Raw genomic sequence first — 17840 nt, 5'->3', positions numbered from 1 at the left:
ACTAATGACTATTTTGTGCAATACCTGTGGGTTCCATCGAATTGGATTGCGCGTGTCTCCAAGGCGCACTATTACCGCATACTGGACAAGAGCGATCGCGGTGAGAACGGCGTTTAGCAAATTCCATCCGATTCAGGTCGATTGTCAGCAATTGCGACAATAGAGGCTGACTAAACCCGGTGATCAGCTTGATAGCTTCCAAAGCCGTTAGACAAGCTAATGTCCCAGAAACAGCGCCTAGAACTGAAAAGCCGCGCTGATCCCAATCAGGCTTTTCGGGAAACAGACAAGACAAACAAGGAGTCACACCAGGAATAATCGTTGTCAGGTAAGCCTCCATCCCGTCCATTGCGGCTTCCACCATTGGCTTACGCGATCGCACACAGGCTTCATTTAACAAATTGCGCTCTGTAAAATTGTGGGCGCAATCAAGAGCCATATCAGCAGACTGCACTAACGAATCAACATTTTCCGGGGTGATGTAATCATGAACAGTTTCCACTTGGACATCAGGATTAATCGCGTCCAGAGTTTCTTTAGCTTTAAATACCCTTGGCTTACCTACCCAATCATCAGTCATCAGAACCTGACGATTCATATCATCTAGCCGCAAGTCACCACCCCGGACTAGGATTAGCCGCCCAACGCCCGCTACTGCTAGGTAAAGCGCCGCCGTACCGCCTAATCCCCCCACACCTGTAACCAGAACTGTCGCTGACTTCAGGCGCTTCTGTGCTGTTTCGCCAAAATTCGGAAGCATCATTTGGCGACGATAGCGTTCTAATTCGGTAGGCGTCAGGTTAACCAATTTATACCTCCTAATCAGAAGTGATTTCTGTCAGTGTGACTACATTTTTCGGCTTGTCGTTAAACACTTTGAACAGTTTTTGTTCGTGAGGTGTTGAGTCGATAAAGACCTGATAGGCTTTTTGCAAAGCCAAAGAATATTGATTTAATTTCTCTTCTTGACTCAAGTCAGGAGAATTATCATCAATTTCTTTCATGTATTGAGAAAACTTTTTGAGAATATGTAGACGATTTACATTCACAACTTCTAGATCATAGGACAGGTTAAAGAATTGAAAAAATTCTTCTGCATCTACGAGCTGCTTGAATTTATCAATAGTTCCAGTCATTTAGCATTCTCCAATTTTTTCAGATGTTGCTTCAGTTCATCTAACTGGCGATAGATTTCATAAGTTGCAGATGCAACATCCATAAGTTGTGTGTAATCTGTTGGTAGCCCTTCAGCTAAATCATGCAGATCCATTTTCATTTGACCAGCTTTGCTATTGAGGCGTCTGATTTGTCCTTGTAGTTCCTCAATTCTCATTTGTCCTTCGTCCTTCGTTCTTCGTCCTTCGTCATTTGTCTTTTACTAATGACCAATACTTCTCTACGAGAGGCTACGCCAACGACTTCTCGACGAGAGGCTGCGCCAACGACGCCGCTACTTCGACGCCGCTCAATACAAGTCAGTACAAGTCAGTACAAGTGACTAATGACTAATTAAATATTGCCAACTTCAGGAAAGCGCTTCGCCAAATCAATACCTTTTTTCACGTGGTTTTCTCCCTCTTCTGCTAATTTTTCCAGGGAGTCAAAGCCAAAGCGATGAGCATCTCGCAAGGTTTTCACAGCTAGCAAAAGACGGCCAGAAAAAACTAGCGCCCAGCCAAATCCTTCATGGCTTAAATCAACTACAACCTGGGATATCAAACCTGTTTCCTGTTCAATCCCAGCAGCTACAGCTCGAAAAAATGCCATAATTCGAGCTTGAGTTACCGGATCAACTTCGGCCTCAACGGAGATTTCGCGCTTCTTTTGTTTAGTGACAATAAAGGGTTTGAGAATCAACTCATCAGACCAATTCCGATAAACCCCATAACTGTCTTGACCACGGATTTGTTGAATTAATACCTTCAGGAAAGGTGAGTTCAAGACTTCAGTTGTTGCAGTTCCGTTAACACTATTATTTGTGGTCATACCGTTGCTTCATTTTCAACTTCATCGGCAAAGTTTGTGGGTTTTTGCTGTAAAGCTTTACGCAACCAAGGTGGAGGATTACCTTTGAGGGTTTTCACTAGCTTATTTAGCACTTCACTAATTTCTTCTTCTTGCGATCGCGCCTTCACTGGGGTAACACCTTTCTTGATTAACCGAGCGGCAGCGCTACCACCAATTGCTATTACATAAATAATTGTGCAGTCCTCTAGAGCCTCAAGTTTTGGTGCGAGTCTACTCTCATTATTCTCTTCTTGGAGCTGATCATCAAAGTTAAGAGTCTCTACGAATTTATATCCTTCATCCGAGATTTCATAAACATCAATTTCATCTGCCGCTCCAAAATGAGTATTAATATGAACTCGGTCACTCGTCGTGAAGGCAATTTTCATCCTAGTTTGTCCTTTTTGAGTTATCATTTCTTCTTTGTCCTTTGTCAGATGTCCTTTGCAAATTACCAATGACTAATGACGAATGACTAATGACGAATGACCAATGACCAATGACTCTTCTTGTTCTAAAAACAGGTTGCCGATGCCATACACAAGTTCCATCGTGCCTCGATAGCCAACTTTGGTAAATTGACCATTACCTAAGCGGTCATAAATGGGCAGTCCGAGACGATAAAGAGGAATTGAGAGCCGTTTAGCGATCGCACCGACATTCGAGTTCCCAATCAGCAAATCAGAACCGTCTGCTAGACTCTCAAAGTCTTCCAAATCGCCGATAGTGATGTTTTTAACCGGGAGTTTTTCTAGTAAAGGCGATCGCGTGGTTGTCACCGCCGCATGAATTTGACTACCCATCGATTGCAGGAAATGCACTATTGACCACAACAAATCTGGTTCCAGCGCTAGGGAAACTCGTTTTGCACCGAAATAAAAATGAGTGTCCAACATCGCATCTTGCAACTGACGGCGTTGGCGGCGATATTTTTCGGGTACGCTGTTACCACTCAGAATCGCCAATGCTTGGATAAACTCATCTACCGCTTCTAATCCAGTCAGTTCGCCAAACACCTCATAAGGTGTATCAAAGCGTTCTTTCAGAATCTTGGCAGCACCCCGCATACTTTCACCCAATGCTAGGGTAAAAGCAGAACTACCTACTTCTTGTAGCTGTTTTAAGGTAGTCCCACTGACCGTAACAGCGCTGTAATTATCTTCTAAATGACCATCTAGAGAAGCGCCAAGGTCAGGTATAAAGATAGGTACCAAGCCAAAAGCCGTGACTATCTCTTTAATTTCCTGTACATCCCCTGGTGTGAAGGCAGAACCCGCCAAAATCGTCACTTGTTCAGTTTTGATTACACCTGGTTGAGGAATTTCCTTAACTATGCTTTCCACAGCAACAGCAAAACCATCTTGCAACGCACCTTTAAAATCTGGGGTAGGTGCAAAAACGATTGCCAAATCATTCAATTCCGGATGGCGATCGCGGATTGCTTTAAGAAAACCCTCGATGTCATCTCCTCTAGTTTCAGTCAACCCAGTGGTACATAAACCAATAATTTCTGGGTTAGCCTTTTCTACCAAAGTGAGAATTGCTTGTTCCACATTCTCTTCACCACCTAAGATAGTAGTGACTTCCGTCATTGCTGTCGTAGCTAGGGGAATCGCTTCCCGGAAATGCCGTACCAGGACAACTTTAGCAAAAGCAGTACAACCTTGAGAACCGTGGAATAAGGGCATCGTCCCTTTCAATCCCAAAAAGGCTAAGGTTGCACCCAAAGCTTGACTTTGCTTGAGAGGATTAACTGTCAATGCTTTGTTAGAAACCGTGACGATCGCCATTAAACTACCTCCTCATCCCACAGGGCACACTTTCTCGTTCCCTGGCTCCACCGGGGAATACTGACAGTGAGGCTCCGCCTCATCTGCTCTAAAAGAAAGGCAGAGCCTTCAGGAATGCGTTCCCAATCCCAACCGGAGTTTGGGAACGAGGGTATAAGAGCCATTAAACTACCTCCTCGTCCCAAGGAGCGGGTTTGCGTATTTGTTCCCAAATCGGGCTATACAGAGCTTCGTACAATTCCCGCGCCATCTCAATCATTCCCACATAACCTGCATAGGGATGGTGACGTTCTTGGTTGATATCAAGGAAAGGAATTCGAGCTTTCAAAGCAGTGTATTGGTTACGACCACCAGCAATCAGCATATCTGCGCGAGTGTCTTTAACCACCTGTAGCAATTCTTTAGGGTTGCCCTTCTCCAACATAATGCCATCGTTGCCGAGTAACTTCTTGATTTTGGTTTTATCTTCCTCAGTACTTTTGCGAGTACTGGTAGCAACAACTTCAATCCCCAAGTCCCTAGCAGCCGAGATAATTGACCAACTCTTGACACCACCTGTATACAAGACAACCCGCTTACCTTTGAGTCGAGCGCGATAGGGAGCCAATGCCAAATCTAAAGCAGCCGTTTCTTCTGCAATCAGCTTTTCTGTGCGCTCCTGTAAATCAGGATCACCTAATTTAGCAGCGATATTTCGCAGACAACGATTCATATCATCGATGCCGTAGAAAGACTCTTCAATGTAGGGGATGTTGTAACGCTCCTCCATCTTTCTGGCCATGTTTACCAGCGCTCGTGAGCAGATCATCACGTTGAGCTTGGCGCGGTGGGCGTAGCGAATTTCATTGTAGCGAGCATCGCCCGTAATTTTAGACAAAATACGAATGCCTAATTTTTCTAACAGTGGTGTTACTCCCCACATTTCCCCGGCGATGTTGTATTCACCGATTAAGTTAATATCATAGGGGGTTGTATGTTCCGGTTCTGCTGTGCCGACAACATATTCCAACAAAGCTTCACCACCAAAACGGTTGCCCAGATTCTTACTGCCGATGAATCCTGGTGCAATGACCGGAATAACAGGAGTACCAATTTTTTGGGACGCAGCTTTGCAGACAGCATCAATATCATCACCAATTAAAGCTGTCACGCAGGTAGCGTAGACAAATACAGCTGCTGGTTGGTAGCGTTCTTTGAGTTCCAGAATCGCTTTATAAAGCTTCTTTTCGCCACCGAAGATGACATCATTTTCACCCAAGTCAGTCGTAAAGCCCATTTTGTAGAGTTGAGGCCCAGATGATAGACTACCACGACTGCCCCAGGAATTACCAGCACAGGCGATCGGGCCGTGGACTAAATGAGCAGCATCTGCGATCGGCACTAGAGCAATCATTGCACCATCAAAAGCACAGCCCCCTTGAGCCGCGCCAGGTTGTGCCTGTTGGGCGCAAGACTTGTTTTTCTTTTCGGATTGTTTGTGCTGATTATGCTCGCATCCTGTCTCAGTGAGCAACTCGTTGATTTTGCCTTGGGTGATTTTCATCTCTCTTCTCGTGCTTAATTGTTAATTGTCATTAGTCATTAGTCATTTGCCCTTTGTCATTCGTGAGTTACCAATGACTAATAACCAATGCCCCATGTCCAATGCCCAATACTTCGACTTCGCTCAGTACAAGTGCCCAATGCCCAATAATTAACAAATGTATTTTGTGACATCCTCTCCACATACATCAGCGAGGTAAGAGAGAGCGCGAAAACGCAATCCTACAAATTCGTCATATAAAGGATTGAGTTTACATAGTGGTGGGATATCAATAGACTTCCCAAATAATTTAATTTGTCGCTCAAAGGGACAACAACAAGGAATTGTTTGGCAAATTAGATGAGCGATGCGATTATTTTTAACCTGAATTCCATCCACTACACGACGCAAAGGATTGAGAAGATTGTGCAACTTCCCTGGTTTTTTATAGTTAGGTGGATGGTAATTAGGATGAGCGTGAGTGTGTTCGTGAGTATGATTGATGGTTTCCATTTATAGATACCTTGGGTAAATGCTAGAAAGAAAAAGGGGAAAATAATTCGTAATTACGAATTACGTTAGCGAGTCCTCGTTCGCTTTTAGCGTCTCGTAGAGAGCGTCATTACGAATTACGAATTATTTTCCGCCCTTGATTAACACGCAGTGCGTTTACACAATTCCTAACGAATCAAGTCGTAGGAAATATCTGTCTTGGAAGGAATGTTGGTGTTGCGATCAATTTCTTCAAACAGGGTATTTACAACCCAGTTGAGCAAGTTGATCACACCTTGATAACCAATAGTGGAATAGCGGTGTAGGTGGTGACGATCCATGATCGGGTAGCCAATTCTCACTAAGGGAGTTTTGGTGTCGCGCCACAGGTACTTACCGTAGGTGTTACCAACAAGGAAATCTACGGGTTCAGTGAACATCAAAGAACGCAGATGCCACAAGTCTTTACCAGGCCAAACAGTTGCATTCTTACCGAATGGGCTAGAAGCAAGCAGTTCTTTCATTTCTGTTTCAAATACTTCGTTGCTGTTGTTAACCAAGATATGCACAGGTTCAGCACCCATTTCCAGCATAAAGCTAACTACGCTGTATACTAAATCTGGTTCGCCATAGATAGCGAAGCGCTTGCCGTGAATCCATGAGTGGGAGTCAGTCATGGCATCAATTGCCCGACCGCGTTCAATTTCCAATTCTTGAGGAATGGGTATACCACTCAGTTCGCTGAGTTTCATCAACAACTCATCTGTACCCTTGATACCCCAAGGACGGAAAACTGAGGTTGGTTGCTTCCATTCTTTTTCGATGTACTCGCGGGTTTTGAGAGTAGAGTGTGATTGCAGAGCGATCGTAGCTTTAGCATTAATTGAATCTGCTGCATCTTCTAACTTTGTACCACCTGGATACATATCGAACTCACCTGTGTTTGGTGAATCCAGGTAGTCGCTGTTGTCAGCTAGAATGGTGTACTCAAAGCCAAACAAGGAAGCAATCCGCTTGATTTCGCGGTTATTACCTACGTAGGTGTCAAAACCTGGGATAAAGTTGATCTTACCATTGCTAGTTTCTTTCTTATGACCTGCTGTCAGGTTAGAAAGAATTCCCTTCATCATGTTGTCGTAACCCGTGATATGGGAGCCAACAAAGCTAGGGGTGTGAGCGTAGGGTACTGGGAAATCTTGAGGAACTGAACCAGCTTCCTTGGCGTTGTTGATGAAAGACTGCAAGTCATCACCAATTACTTCTGCCATACAGGTGGTGCAGACAGCGATCATTTTAGGCTTGTAGAGTTGGTAGGAGTTCGCCAAGCCGTCAATCATGTTTTGCAGACCACCAAACACGGCTGCATCTTCAGTCATTGAAGAAGATACACCAGAGAATGGTTCTTTGTAGTGACGGGTTAAGTGGGTGCGGAAGTAAGCAACACAACCTTGAGAACCTTGAACAAAAGGTAGAGTACCTTCAAAACCAACAGCAGCAAAGATTGCTCCCAATGGTTGGCAACCTTTAGCAGGGTTGACGGTTAAAGCTTCACGAGCGAAGTTCTTTTCACGATAATCCCAACTCTTAGTCCATTCTGCAACCCGTTTTACTTCTTCAGGGTCGTGACCGTTTTCAAACTGCTTTTTATTTTCAAAAAGCTGTTGGTACTCCGGTTGGTGGAATAACTCTACGTGGTCTTGAATTTTTTCTGGATTCTGAGGCATTTCTGGATCTCCAAGCTTACTGAATTCTTTACTTATCGAGGAATGAGGATTTGAGGGGGGAATGGGAGATGAGAATATGATTCAAAATTCAAAATGCAAAAACCAAAATTAATTTTTAAGTTTTTAATTTTGAATTTTGGATTCCCAACTCCCCCTGGGGTTTTAGCCCCAGGCTATCCCTACTTATCTAGGCTCCCATTTCCCTAGACGGCAGTTTTAGCCTTAGCTTCAGCCTTCCTAGCCTGAGCTTTTTCATTCCAAGGAGCGCCAATTAATCCCCAGGTTGGGCTGTTGAGTGCCAAGTCCATGTCGCGTGCGAAGATGGCGAAGCCATCGTAACCGTGATAAGGACCGGAGTAATCCTTTTTGTGGTTCAATAGCTTTAAACAGCCTAATGTTTGCAGTAAGCAATGTCTGTGCTAAACATTGTTCGCTGATCACACATTTATTTTTAGGCTAAATATAGGCTAAGAACACAGCGATGCATAATCAGGTTCAGAACTCACGCATCATCTAAATGTTGTCCTGAACCAGGGCGATTAGAAATCGCGGCTACACAAACGTTCGCCCTTGGCGTTCCCGTTCGCGTAGCGTCTCCCTTAGGAGAAGGGTAGGCCGCCTACGCGGACTAGGGAAAAATTCAGCGTTTGTAAGCGTAGCAGTAACGTAGGTTAACGTGAGTTCGATGAACCTCTCCCGGACAGCCTCCCTTTCCGTTTCGGAGAGGGAGGAGCAACGAAAAATTAAGTTTTTTGCTCCCCTCTCCGCGTCGGAGAGGGGCTGGGGGAGAGGTCAAATAAGACTTGTCGAACTCACGTTAGGTTAACCTGCGTAGGTAAGCTTTTGCTTGTGTAGCTTTAAGAATTCTATTCGCCCAGAGTTTATGTTCATCTCTGCAATCCTAGCAACAAAGAGTGCACGATGAGAACGAAAGTACTACTGGAATTAGAGAAAGTTAATCTGCGTTTGAAGTCTGCAAAGGCAAAGGTGACAATTAGGGAATCCAATGGAAGTCTGCAATTACGGGCGACCTTACCAGTTAAACCGGGAGACAAGGACAGTAGTGGTACTGGGAGAAAGCAATATAACCTCAGTTTGAATATTCCTGCTAACTTGGATGGACTCAAGACGGCTGAGGAAGAAGCTTATGAATTAGGAAAGTTAATTGCTCGTAAAACCTTTGAATGGAATGATAAATATTTAGGAAATGAGGCAATTAAAAAAAATTTTAAAACCATAGGAGAATTACTCGAAGAATTTGAAACTGAGTATTTTAAAAGTCATAAACGAACTACGAAAAGTAAGCATACTTTTTTTTATTACTTTTCCCGAACAAAGCGATTCACTAATTATAAAGATTTAGCAACTGCTGAAAATCTGATCAGTTCAATTGAACAAATTGACAAGGAATGGGCTAAGTATAATGCCGCTAGAGCGATCGCTGCATTTTGCCTGACATTCAAAATCGAAATTGATTTATCTAAATATTCCAAAATGCCTGAGAGTAATTCTCGGAATATACCGACCGATGCAGAAATATCTGAGGGAATTATCAAGTTTGAAGATTACCAAAATAACAGAGGTAATCAAGTTAATCAAAATGTTCAAGATAGCTGGCAACTTTGGCGCTGGACTTATGGAATGTTAGCAGTTTTTGGTTTGCGTCCACGGGAACTTTTTATTAATCCTGATATTGATTGGTGGTTGAGTCAAGAAAATTTAGATTTTACATGGAAAGTTCATAAAGATTCTAAAACTGGTCAAAGACAAGCATTACCATTACATCGGCAATGGATTGAGGATTTTGATTTGAGAAATCCTAAATATGTAGAGATGTTACGGAGTGCGATCGCTAAAAAAGATAACACAAATCATGCTGAGATAACGGCGTTAACACAGCGAGTTAGCTGGTGGTTTCGTAAGATAGGATTGGATTTTAAACCTTATGATTTGCGTCATGCTTGGGCAATTAGGGCGCATATTTTGGGGATACCAATTAAAGCTGCGGCTGATAATTTGGGGCATAGTGTGCAGGTTCACACCCAAACTTATCAGCGTTGGTTTTCGCTAGATATGCGGAAGTTGGCAATTAATCAGGCTTTGAGTAAGAGAAATGAAGTTGAGTTGATTAGGGAGGAGAATACTAAGTTGAGGATGGAGAATGATAAGTTCAGATTGGAGATTGAGAAGTTGAGAATAGAGTTGGTTTATAAGCAAAGTTGAATTTCACAAAGTGCAACACATTCAAACTAGGCTCATTTACTCAAAAACAACGCCGCGATAAATTTCCGCCATCGGCAATTCAATACTAACTGAATCCAACGAAATAGATAGCTCTAAGCCGCTAAAATCACTGAGCAACCAACCTTCGGCTTGTTTACTATAACGTTCCACAAAAGCTTCATCCTGCTCGACTAATAAATATTCGCTAAAACTCCCAATTGAGCGATACATCCGAAATTTACTGAGTCGATCGTAGTCTGCGGTGGAAGGAGATAGAACTTCAACAATCAACGTCGGATTCAAAACTTCATCTAAGCGATCGCCATTTAGCTGCGGTTCGCCGTCAAAAATCATTACGTCTGGATATACTCCACGTCGATATTCGGGAATCCACAGCCGCAAATCGCTGTTAATTGGCTCGAATTGAGTATCGCGCAGCATAGAAGTAAAATAGGTTAAAATGTTCCGACCGATGCGGCTATGTTTGAGTGTTCCTCCGGCCATGGGTACAATTTCTCCATCTCGATATTCGCTATGTCCTTCGGCTTTTTCTTCGATCGCGCGATATTCATCCAAACTGTAACGGCGCGAGATGGTAGAAATCATAGGTCGTAGGCGATGGTATTTACTATAAGACAACAATACTATTTTGTCACAGATTTGTTTGTAAGTTAGGAGTTAAAATTCACAACACAAGATTGAGAATTCTGTCGAACATACTCAAGAGCAGAGCAGTACAATGTCTGCGACGAATGTAGCTGTAAATCAGCTTTTTTTGCTTCCACAATTACAATGCATGGTGCTTCAATTTCTAGCACTTCCGGCGAACGACTCAATAGGAAATCACACATTCCATTAAGTCCAACTGCCTCATCAACTGGAAAATCTTCCCCAGAGAATAAGCTAATTTGGCGATTTAATATCCGTCTAACTTCTAATAATACTGGGTAAATGATTCCTTCGGAACGGGCTTTTTGACTAGCTGAAGAAGCAAGTGGCAGACTTTCTTCAAGATATGCCGTCAGTGTAGCAGATGCTTTAATTGATTCAGTCACAGGAATAAATCGCCCACCTTCTTGTGTTTTTAACCCGAAAGCTTCTTTAACTTTACTGATACTTGTAAACTGACTATAAGGTATAATTTGTAGAAATCTATCGGTTGTAGGCGTTGGCGTAGGCCCCCGGAGGCATCGCATTCGCTATCAGACAACAATATAATTTTGTCACAGATTTGGTTGTGAGATGATATCATGCTGCGATCGCATGTCTACGACAACATACCTTACCATTTGTTGAAGTCTTAGAGGTTATCTACTTACAATATGCCTTTGAAGAGTTTGGGCATCAACAATAGCGAGTCTTTTCCCAACGCCAAGGAGCGTCTGCTAGAGTTGGGAACACGCTTTAGCGCAACGAGCGTCACAGCCCCTACTTCTCTACGAGACGCTGCGCGAACGGCAAGCTCAGTAACCATCGTAGACATCGCTTTCTTCTAGATTAATAGTTGTAAATCAATAAACCTATTATATAGAAAGCCTGTTTGTGATCATTACTCGCAAACAGACTTGATTTTTTCTAGACTTCTAATTAAGGCTGCTCCCAAAGCTCACGGATACGGTCAGGCAGGCTGCCTGCAATTTCCTGAATCCGCTCTTGAGAAAGTTCGTCTTTGGTGGCAGAAAACACCGCTTTAATTGCCTGCTCTACCTCCACTGTTCCTGGGAGTCCTCCTTCATTAGCAACCCGCCTGAGAAATAGATTAGAATCAATTCCAAGGGGAGCCGGGCCTGTTAAAGGTTGACGAATTCGACTTAAAAATCTCACAAGGGGATTGGTATCTTTCCAGAGTTCTGACACTTCTAACTGGAGTGCTTTCTCATCAGTAGGTAGAACCTCTGTATGCAGTTCTCCCTCAACGCGATCAATTGTGTCCGTGGTCATTAAGTCGCGCATAACGCGAAACACAACTTCGGTAAAGTCTCTTGCATCATAGGGATCTGCAAATCCGGCTTTAACCATCACCTTTTCCAGAAACGAGCCATGTTCGTCAGCGATCGCAGCTCGAGTATCTTCAATCTCCGTTGGGTCAATTTCTGGAATGTTTTTTCTAAATGATTGATCGGGCATTGTTTTTTCTTGTGCTTTTTAATTTTGAGTCTTTATCCTTACCTTATCTAAGGTCGCACAAATCAAAAACCCTTAGCATCATCCAGAAGTTTGAAATGCCATCTATTCAAAAGTTAGAAATTTATTTGATCTGCTCACAGCAGCAAAGCCGGAAGGTCATGCTTGAGGGGAAGCAATCTTCCTTGATTGAGCAGCGCAATACTCCTGGTATTTCCGCCCGTTGTAGACATCGCCCATTGGTGTCAAAAAACAGTCAGAATAGATGAATTGGTATAAAATCAGCCGAAACAAAGATGGTAGTGGCAACATGTTCTAGAACTGTTTCAAAATAACTTGTAATAAAGCAAGTGCGATGTGTACAACGGGCTACACCCACGCTCGCTCATGTAGGGATTGTTCTAGATCCTCCTAAATCCCCCGATAAATTGGGGGACTTTGATTCCGGTTCCCCATTTGTTAAGGGGAGCCAGCTTTGTGCGTGAATCAGAATATAAAACCCTTAGAGGAGTTATTTATGATTTCCGTGCTGACTTTGTAATACCAGATGCTCAAAATCCACTTGCTTTTATTGAAGTGAGAAAAAGTTCTTCGCGCCATGCCTCACTATATGCTAAAGATAAAATGTTTTTTGCAATTAATTGGAAGTGAAGAAATACAAAGCTTCTCGATATTGTGGTTGTAGAAGGAGCTTGGACAAGAGAAACTCTTCGTGTCATGGCAAATGTTTTTGATTACGTGACACCTTTAACTCGTGTTTCTCAAGTTGCACAAGTTATCAGAGCATATCTAGACGGCGATGAGACAAAGCTGAAGTAGTTGATTACGGCAGTTTTCATGTATTTGAACCATATCTGTCGTAGGGGCACAGCATTGCTGTGCCCCTACCGCGTGGTCTATTTACCTGAAAATAGCTGTAATTTTAGTATTGAAGAGGCAAACCGCAACAACACCACCTAGTTGGGGCAGACGGAATATACAAAGCGCAATGGACCCTACTAGCCAGCGACTTGATACTATAGACATATCCAAAAATTAGGTTTTAACCTAGACAGGATAAGAGTTTGAGATTCTTTTTCGGAGATATCTAATAACTAAAACCCTATATATGCAGTACGAGATGTAGTGCGTTGCGCCCTTGCGACAAGACACCCTAGCAATACTAGGAATTTGATAACATGAACAAAGTAAGCGATCGCCTATGACTCAACTTCAGCGATCGCAAAACCAGCAGAGAGAACAAAAACACTATGGCAAAGCGTAAAAAAAGCAATCTCCAGTGGATTAAAGAAACGCTTGAACTCAAACCTGATCATCGCTGGGAATCTCCATCAGGCTACAAAATTTTTGTAGCAGATAGAGGCGCTGTTCGCTTCAATGTTCCCCAAAATTGGGTTTTTGAGCCACAAGAAAAATCCTTCAAGTTCATGGATAAAAAACCGCCCAACGACGACTGCTGCTTGGAAGTATCTTTCAATCGTCTACCACCCAATGACTGGAGCCAGTTTCCGCTAAAATCTACTTTGAAAAAAGTCATGGAAGACGATAGCCGCGACGTAATTGCAAGGGAAAAAATCTTTACCGTCAAGCGCCAAACCGCCAGAATAGTCTGGACAGAGATTAAGTTTATCGACACTCAGGAAGAACCACGAGAAGCTTTTTCACGGACTTGCATTGGTTTGGGGTCCAATGTTCAGTGCTTGATTACATTCGATTATTGGGCAGATCAAACAGAGCCGCTCATACCTATTTGGGATGAAGTGATGCGTAGTCTCACATTAGGGTTGTATATCCGTGACCCCATGACTGGACTGGCTTTTCCAGACTGAAGCCCAAGAATTAATTGTGAACATAGGTCAACTTGAGGCGTAGCCCGTCCTAGACATTGCATTTGAGGTAATTGTTTTTTGCAGAGTTGGGCAATTAATAATATTCCTGCTTTCAATATAAGGAATGAGTCTAAATCCACTAACAAAACTAATTTCAGAACGAGGTTTTGACCGATTTCAATCAGGATTAAGATCACGTTTTGCTGCTTATCGGCTGAAATATACACTGGCTTACTGTGAACCTAGTGATAATTCAGCTATGCGTCTTGACTTTGAGAGGTCATTACATCTTGGTAGAGTAACACTTTGAGAGTCAGGGGCTTGTAAAATGGATATTCTTGAAATATCTACTGGTAACAATGTCTTTTATGAAAGTCACCAGTTTAACAACGAAAAGGAATTTTATCGAACCTATCCAAGACTGGTGATTTTTATGCGTGATATGTTGCGACTTAAATCAAACAATATTTAGTTAAAAACCAGTATAAATAAATGCTAGCGTTTCCGCTTTTTTTAGTGCCATTCAGCTAGGGACTTCCAACAAATAAATTACTACTACTTCGGCGGACGTCTCTTCCGCCCGCAGGCAAAGGCGGGCAAGATGCCCACAAAAAGTAGTTATTTTTTGATTTAGAAGTTCCCTATAAGGCTTATTTGAGCAGCATCATAGCTATTTTGTCTCCCCTCCACAGTATATGGCATTGATAACATGAGGTTCATTTGTGATTCAAACCTGAAAATCCTGACATTAGAGATTACTTAAGTCATGATTCAACTAGTTACTTTTATCACTAGTGCATAACTGTTTGAACTCCTATGCTTATAAACATGAGACATCAACCAGATTAAGGTTTACTCAACTTTAATCATGCAGTTTACAAAAGGAGATTTAGTGATGAATATCAAACAAATTCTTGCTGGTGCAGCACTTCTTTTACCATTTGCTGTTACTTCTATCCCTTCCCAAGCATCAGCATTACAGGTTATTGTTAATCCCCACGGTCTTAATAGACCTGCTCAAATAATCGCACAAAAACCATCACAAGTTAAGCGTCATGCACCACCAGCGAAAAAGAAAGTGTTGGTTCCTGGACATTGGGAAAAAACAAATCATGGTCGCAAGTGGGTTGCGGCTCATTATGTATACAAGTAAAAACGCCTAAAACTCCAAACAATTTGGAATTTTTATCATCTCTCTACTTCTAGTAAGAAGAGAGGCAAATAAAAACTTTTTACTCAAGATTTGAGAGTTACTCATGAAATTAGCATCATTAACAAATGTTTTGGTTACAGGTGCGATTGCTCTCGGCGCGACTGCAACCATCAATCAGCCAAGTCAAGCCGAAAGTAGGCAAGGATTTTATTGTGAGACCTCAGGAAACAAACCTGTGACGGTGTACACAAATTTTAGAGGTGTTTCTGAGCCTTGGATTCGCTGGACTTCCAATTACTTCAGAGACGCTGGCTACAATAAACTAACGCGCTGCCAAGACGTAAGCCACCGCTTGGAAACTTACCGCCGCAACAGAGAACTGAAGTTTATTACTGTCGGCAAAATGAATGGACAAAATGTGGTTTGCACCGCAAATAAATTCAATGGTCGCTGTGAAAACTTGATATTGACCCTCAAACCCAGTGAAGATGGCGTGCAAGCGCTAACTAATCTCCTGGCTTGGCGGCAAGGAAAGACAGGTGCGCCCCCCATCAGTAAAAACAATAGAATACCTTATGTTGATTTGAGGGAACATTTAGGGATTTCCAAAGAATAAATTACAGCTATTTCCAGGTCAATAGACCACGCGGTAGGGGCACAGCATGCTGTGCCCATACGACAGATAATTGATAGAAGTATATCTGAATACATCCGCCAGAAAGCCGCAGACTGAAGTAGATTCTGTAGGTGTCAAAGATATTATTTTACCTGGTGAGATTAAGGCTATCTTGAGCAAGGTAATCGAGGCAGAAAAAACCGCTCAAGCAAACGTAGTCAGACGTAGAGAAGAAACCGCCACTACCCGCAGTATGCTAAACACTGCTAAAGTGATGGAGGATAACCCCGTTGCATTGCGTCTGAAGGAACTCGAAGTATTAGAGCGGATTGCAGAGAAGATTGATCGGATTCAAGCAAGCTGAATATCATCATTTTTGTATTAATGAGGTGCGTTGCGCTACGCGATAACACTACGGATTTTATGTAATTGCTTTTGTGGAGTTAGGAAGCGCTGAATAAATTTTATTATCAAACTATATACTGGTTGTGCAATTAAACTAAAAACTGAAATTGACTATAATGGATATAAATAAAAATTTTACACCAAAGATGTAAAAATACTCACAAGTGTGTATCTTGACACTCAGTCAGCATTAAAATATATACTTCATAGATAAACTCTAATTATGCCGATTCAATGGCATGGAGTCACTGCGATGTCAATTGATAAAGTTAAAAACCAGCAAAATAATGGTCCAGATCAACCCGCTACAGGCTTAATAGAAAGCCTAGTAAAGGCAAAAGACAAGAAAAAATCTAAAAAATCAAAACGGATTTTTGATGGTAGCACTGAAGTTTTTGCCGAGAAAATTCCCAAAAAGACTTTTGAAACTGAGCTAGAGCAACTCCAGATTGAGCTAGTCAAAATGCAATACTGGATTAAGCACGTCGGCTATCGGGTTGTGATAATATTTGAAGGGCGCGATGCTGCCGGCAAAGGAGGAGTAATTAAACGCATTGCAGACCCACTCAATCCTCGTGGCTGTCGTGTAGTTGCCTTAGGAACCCCCTCTGATCGTGAGAAAACTCAGTGGTATTTTCAGCGTTACGTGCAACATCTTCCGACAGCAGGCGAAATAGTCCTCTTCGATCGCAGTTGGTACAACCGAGCCGGAGTTGAACGGGTGATGGATTTTTGTACCGAAGCAGAATATCAAGAATTCATGCAATCTTGCCCGGAATTTGAACGAATGCTGGTGCGATCGGGCATTGTTTTAATCAAGTACTGGTTCTCGGTCAGCGATGAAGAACAAGAGCAACGCTTTCTCTCTCGCAGTCACGATCCAGCAAGGCGCTGGAAACTCAGCCCAATGGATTTGGAATCACGCGATCGCTGGGTAGAATACTCCAAAGCAAAAGATACCATGTTTGCTTACACGAATATTCCAGAAGCTCCCTGGTTTACAATTGAAGCAGATGATAAAAGACGTGCGCGGCTCAATTGCATTGATCATTTGTTGAGCAAAGTTCCTTACGAAGATATGACACCTCCTCCCTTAGAGCTTCCGTCTAGACCTGTGGCTGATGAGAATTATGTTCGCGCCCCCCGCAATGAGCAGTTCTTTGTCCCTCAAGTGTATTAAGCATCACTGTTGTGTTGCAGCTTCTCGCTAATGATTGAATATAGGGATGTGCAAACGTTATCTATGCGTGGGGCATCACCAAACAGCCCGTCGTAGACATCGCTACAACGAGCTACTTCTTGTGCATTTCACACACAATCCTAAATAACTCTACAACAGGGGTAAAATAGAAGCAATTCCCTTTTATTAAAAACGTCATATACTCAAAGCAGTGCAAAACTATGGCGTACAGCGACTTTACTCTAGAAAAAGCTGCGGCTGTTTTGGGAATCACCACCCAAGAAGCCGATCTGTTTCCTAAGCTTGTACCTCTTTCTATTCCTTCGTGGTTAAATGAAACTTTAGGAAAGCGAACCCAATTAGCTCTGATTAGTGAAAAGGCTCGGAGCGAATTTATTATTGTACCGATTTTACTAGCCTGTCGCGATCTCAGCCAAGATAGTTTGGCTATTTTCTCTGGACAAAGACTTGATGTTGATCCTGCACAGGGCTTGATTGGGGAATGTGATTTTATTTTAGCAATAGCTCCACCTTTACCACCGTTGCGATCGCCAATTCTGACTGTAGTGGAAGCGAATAAAAATGATGTTGAAGCTGGGTTAGGACAGTGCATCGCGCAAATGGTAGCTGCGGATTTATTCAATCGTTCATCTGGACAAGCAGAAATACTCGTGTATGGATGTGTGACAACAGGAGAAGTATGGCAGTTTCTTCAACTTTCGCAAAAAGTGGCTTTGCTTGATAAGCAAAGATATTACTTGGATAATGTAGGAGC

At 42.6% G+C, this 17840-nt stretch carries 22 protein-coding genes and 3 pseudogenes; 11 read left to right on the top strand and 14 right to left on the bottom strand.

Features of this window, described 5'->3' with window-relative positions:
* Position 1: 1 nt before the first annotated feature.
* From ACYTXL_RS32710 to ACYTXL_RS32660, 11 genes and pseudogenes are all read right to left on the bottom strand, one after another.
* A complete protein-coding gene (locus tag ACYTXL_RS32710; protein WP_461928227.1) occupies positions 2-808 on the bottom strand; it encodes a HesA/MoeB/ThiF family protein in 807 nt (268 codons plus the stop codon).
* 10 nt (positions 809-818) lie between these two features.
* Positions 819-1136, bottom strand: a complete 318-nt coding sequence (gene nifW, locus ACYTXL_RS32705) for a nitrogenase-stabilizing/protective protein NifW (protein WP_461928226.1) — start codon at positions 1134-1136, stop codon at positions 819-821.
* Positions 1133-1333, bottom strand: coding sequence for a CCE_0567 family metalloprotein (locus ACYTXL_RS32700; RefSeq protein ID WP_461928225.1), 201 nt, complete (start codon positions 1331-1333; stop codon positions 1133-1135). Before ACYTXL_RS32700 ends, nifW begins: the two co-directional genes overlap by 4 nt.
* A 176-nt stretch (positions 1334-1509) precedes the next feature.
* Entirely contained in the window at positions 1510-1986 is a 477-nt protein-coding gene (locus ACYTXL_RS32695; protein WP_461928224.1) for a NifX-associated nitrogen fixation protein, read from the bottom strand.
* A complete protein-coding gene (nifX, locus tag ACYTXL_RS32690; RefSeq protein ID WP_461928228.1) occupies positions 1983-2396 on the bottom strand; it encodes a nitrogen fixation protein NifX in 414 nt (137 codons plus the stop codon). Before nifX ends, ACYTXL_RS32695 begins: the two co-directional genes overlap by 4 nt.
* A 72-nt stretch (positions 2397-2468) precedes the next feature.
* Positions 2469-3797 (bottom strand): nitrogenase iron-molybdenum cofactor biosynthesis protein NifN, encoded by a 1329-nt coding sequence (nifN, locus tag ACYTXL_RS32685; RefSeq protein WP_461928223.1) that lies wholly within the window; start codon positions 3795-3797, stop codon positions 2469-2471.
* Complete coding sequence (locus tag ACYTXL_RS32680; RefSeq protein ID WP_461928222.1) at positions 3797-3961, bottom strand: hypothetical protein; 165 nt, start codon at positions 3959-3961, stop codon at positions 3797-3799. The genes nifN and ACYTXL_RS32680 overlap by 1 nt, the downstream gene beginning before the upstream one ends.
* Positions 3961-5340 (bottom strand): nitrogenase iron-molybdenum cofactor biosynthesis protein NifE, encoded by a 1380-nt coding sequence (gene nifE / locus ACYTXL_RS32675; protein ID WP_461928221.1) that lies wholly within the window; start codon positions 5338-5340, stop codon positions 3961-3963. Before nifE ends, ACYTXL_RS32680 begins: the two co-directional genes overlap by 1 nt.
* A 150-nt stretch (positions 5341-5490) precedes the next feature.
* Positions 5491-5832 (bottom strand): Mo-dependent nitrogenase C-terminal domain-containing protein, encoded by a 342-nt coding sequence (locus tag ACYTXL_RS32670; RefSeq protein ID WP_461928220.1) that lies wholly within the window; start codon positions 5830-5832, stop codon positions 5491-5493.
* Positions 5833-5999: 167 nt separating this feature from the next.
* Entirely contained in the window at positions 6000-7535 is a 1536-nt protein-coding gene (gene nifK, locus ACYTXL_RS32665; protein ID WP_461928219.1) for a nitrogenase molybdenum-iron protein subunit beta, read from the bottom strand.
* A gap of 203 nt (positions 7536-7738) precedes the next feature.
* A pseudogene (locus ACYTXL_RS32660) lies at positions 7739-7906 on the bottom strand (nitrogenase molybdenum-iron protein alpha chain); the annotation flags it as partial.
* A gap of 550 nt (positions 7907-8456) precedes the next feature.
* Here ACYTXL_RS32660 and ACYTXL_RS32655 point away from each other — a divergent pair.
* Positions 8457-9758, top strand: a complete 1302-nt coding sequence (locus ACYTXL_RS32655; RefSeq protein ID WP_461928218.1) for a site-specific integrase — start codon at positions 8457-8459, stop codon at positions 9756-9758.
* Positions 9759-9794: 36 nt separating this feature from the next.
* Here ACYTXL_RS32655 and ACYTXL_RS32650 read toward each other — a convergent pair whose 3' ends face one another.
* Both ACYTXL_RS32650 and ACYTXL_RS32645 read right to left on the bottom strand, forming a co-directional pair.
* The gene (locus ACYTXL_RS32650; RefSeq protein WP_461928217.1) at positions 9795-10364 is read right to left on the bottom strand and encodes a Uma2 family endonuclease; all 570 of its coding nucleotides are present in this window, start codon (positions 10362-10364) and stop codon (positions 9795-9797) included.
* A gap of 65 nt (positions 10365-10429) precedes the next feature.
* Complete coding sequence (locus tag ACYTXL_RS32645) at positions 10430-10954, bottom strand: hypothetical protein (protein WP_461928216.1); 525 nt, start codon at positions 10952-10954, stop codon at positions 10430-10432.
* Between the two features lie 126 nt (positions 10955-11080).
* On the opposite strand from ACYTXL_RS32645, the gene ACYTXL_RS32640 reads away from it, so the two are divergent.
* A complete protein-coding gene (locus ACYTXL_RS32640) occupies positions 11081-11254 on the top strand; it encodes a hypothetical protein (RefSeq protein ID WP_461928215.1) in 174 nt (57 codons plus the stop codon).
* Between the two features lie 91 nt (positions 11255-11345).
* Here the strand turns inward: ACYTXL_RS32640 and ACYTXL_RS32635 are convergent, their stop codons facing one another.
* The gene (locus ACYTXL_RS32635) at positions 11346-11885 is read right to left on the bottom strand and encodes a DUF2267 domain-containing protein (RefSeq protein ID WP_461928214.1); all 540 of its coding nucleotides are present in this window, start codon (positions 11883-11885) and stop codon (positions 11346-11348) included.
* A gap of 474 nt (positions 11886-12359) precedes the next feature.
* Between ACYTXL_RS32635 and ACYTXL_RS32630 the strand changes: the two genes are divergently transcribed.
* The 9 genes and pseudogenes from ACYTXL_RS32630 to ACYTXL_RS32590 all read left to right on the top strand — a co-directional run.
* Positions 12360-12533 (top strand): hypothetical protein, encoded by a 174-nt coding sequence (locus ACYTXL_RS32630; protein WP_461928213.1) that lies wholly within the window; start codon positions 12360-12362, stop codon positions 12531-12533.
* Between the two features lie 24 nt (positions 12534-12557).
* Positions 12558-12701 carry a hypothetical protein gene (locus ACYTXL_RS32625; RefSeq protein WP_461928212.1) on the top strand — a complete coding sequence of 48 codons (144 nt, stop codon included), beginning with the start codon at positions 12558-12560 and terminating at the stop codon, positions 12699-12701.
* Between the two features lie 431 nt (positions 12702-13132).
* A complete protein-coding gene (locus ACYTXL_RS32620) occupies positions 13133-13711 on the top strand; it encodes a hypothetical protein (RefSeq protein WP_461928211.1) in 579 nt (192 codons plus the stop codon).
* A gap of 124 nt (positions 13712-13835) precedes the next feature.
* Positions 13836-14183: pseudogene (locus tag ACYTXL_RS32615) on the top strand (immunity protein TriTu family protein).
* Between the two features lie 423 nt (positions 14184-14606).
* Positions 14607-14864 (top strand): hypothetical protein, encoded by a 258-nt coding sequence (locus ACYTXL_RS32610; protein WP_461928210.1) that lies wholly within the window; start codon positions 14607-14609, stop codon positions 14862-14864.
* 103 nt (positions 14865-14967) lie between these two features.
* Positions 14968-15480, top strand: a complete 513-nt coding sequence (locus ACYTXL_RS32605) for a COP23 domain-containing protein (protein WP_461928209.1) — start codon at positions 14968-14970, stop codon at positions 15478-15480.
* A 69-nt stretch (positions 15481-15549) separates the two neighbouring features.
* Positions 15550-15844: pseudogene (locus ACYTXL_RS32600) on the top strand (SPFH domain-containing protein); the annotation flags it as partial.
* A 294-nt stretch (positions 15845-16138) separates the two neighbouring features.
* Positions 16139-17065, top strand: a complete 927-nt coding sequence (gene ppk2 / locus ACYTXL_RS32595; protein ID WP_461928208.1) for a polyphosphate kinase 2 — start codon at positions 16139-16141, stop codon at positions 17063-17065.
* Between the two features lie 221 nt (positions 17066-17286).
* Positions 17287-17840 (top strand): hypothetical protein (locus ACYTXL_RS32590; protein ID WP_461928207.1); only part of this gene is annotated, 554 nt, incomplete at its 3' end.

The organism is Nostoc sp. (genome assembly GCF_054880495.1).
This window is presented reverse-complemented; position numbering and strand designations above follow the sequence as displayed.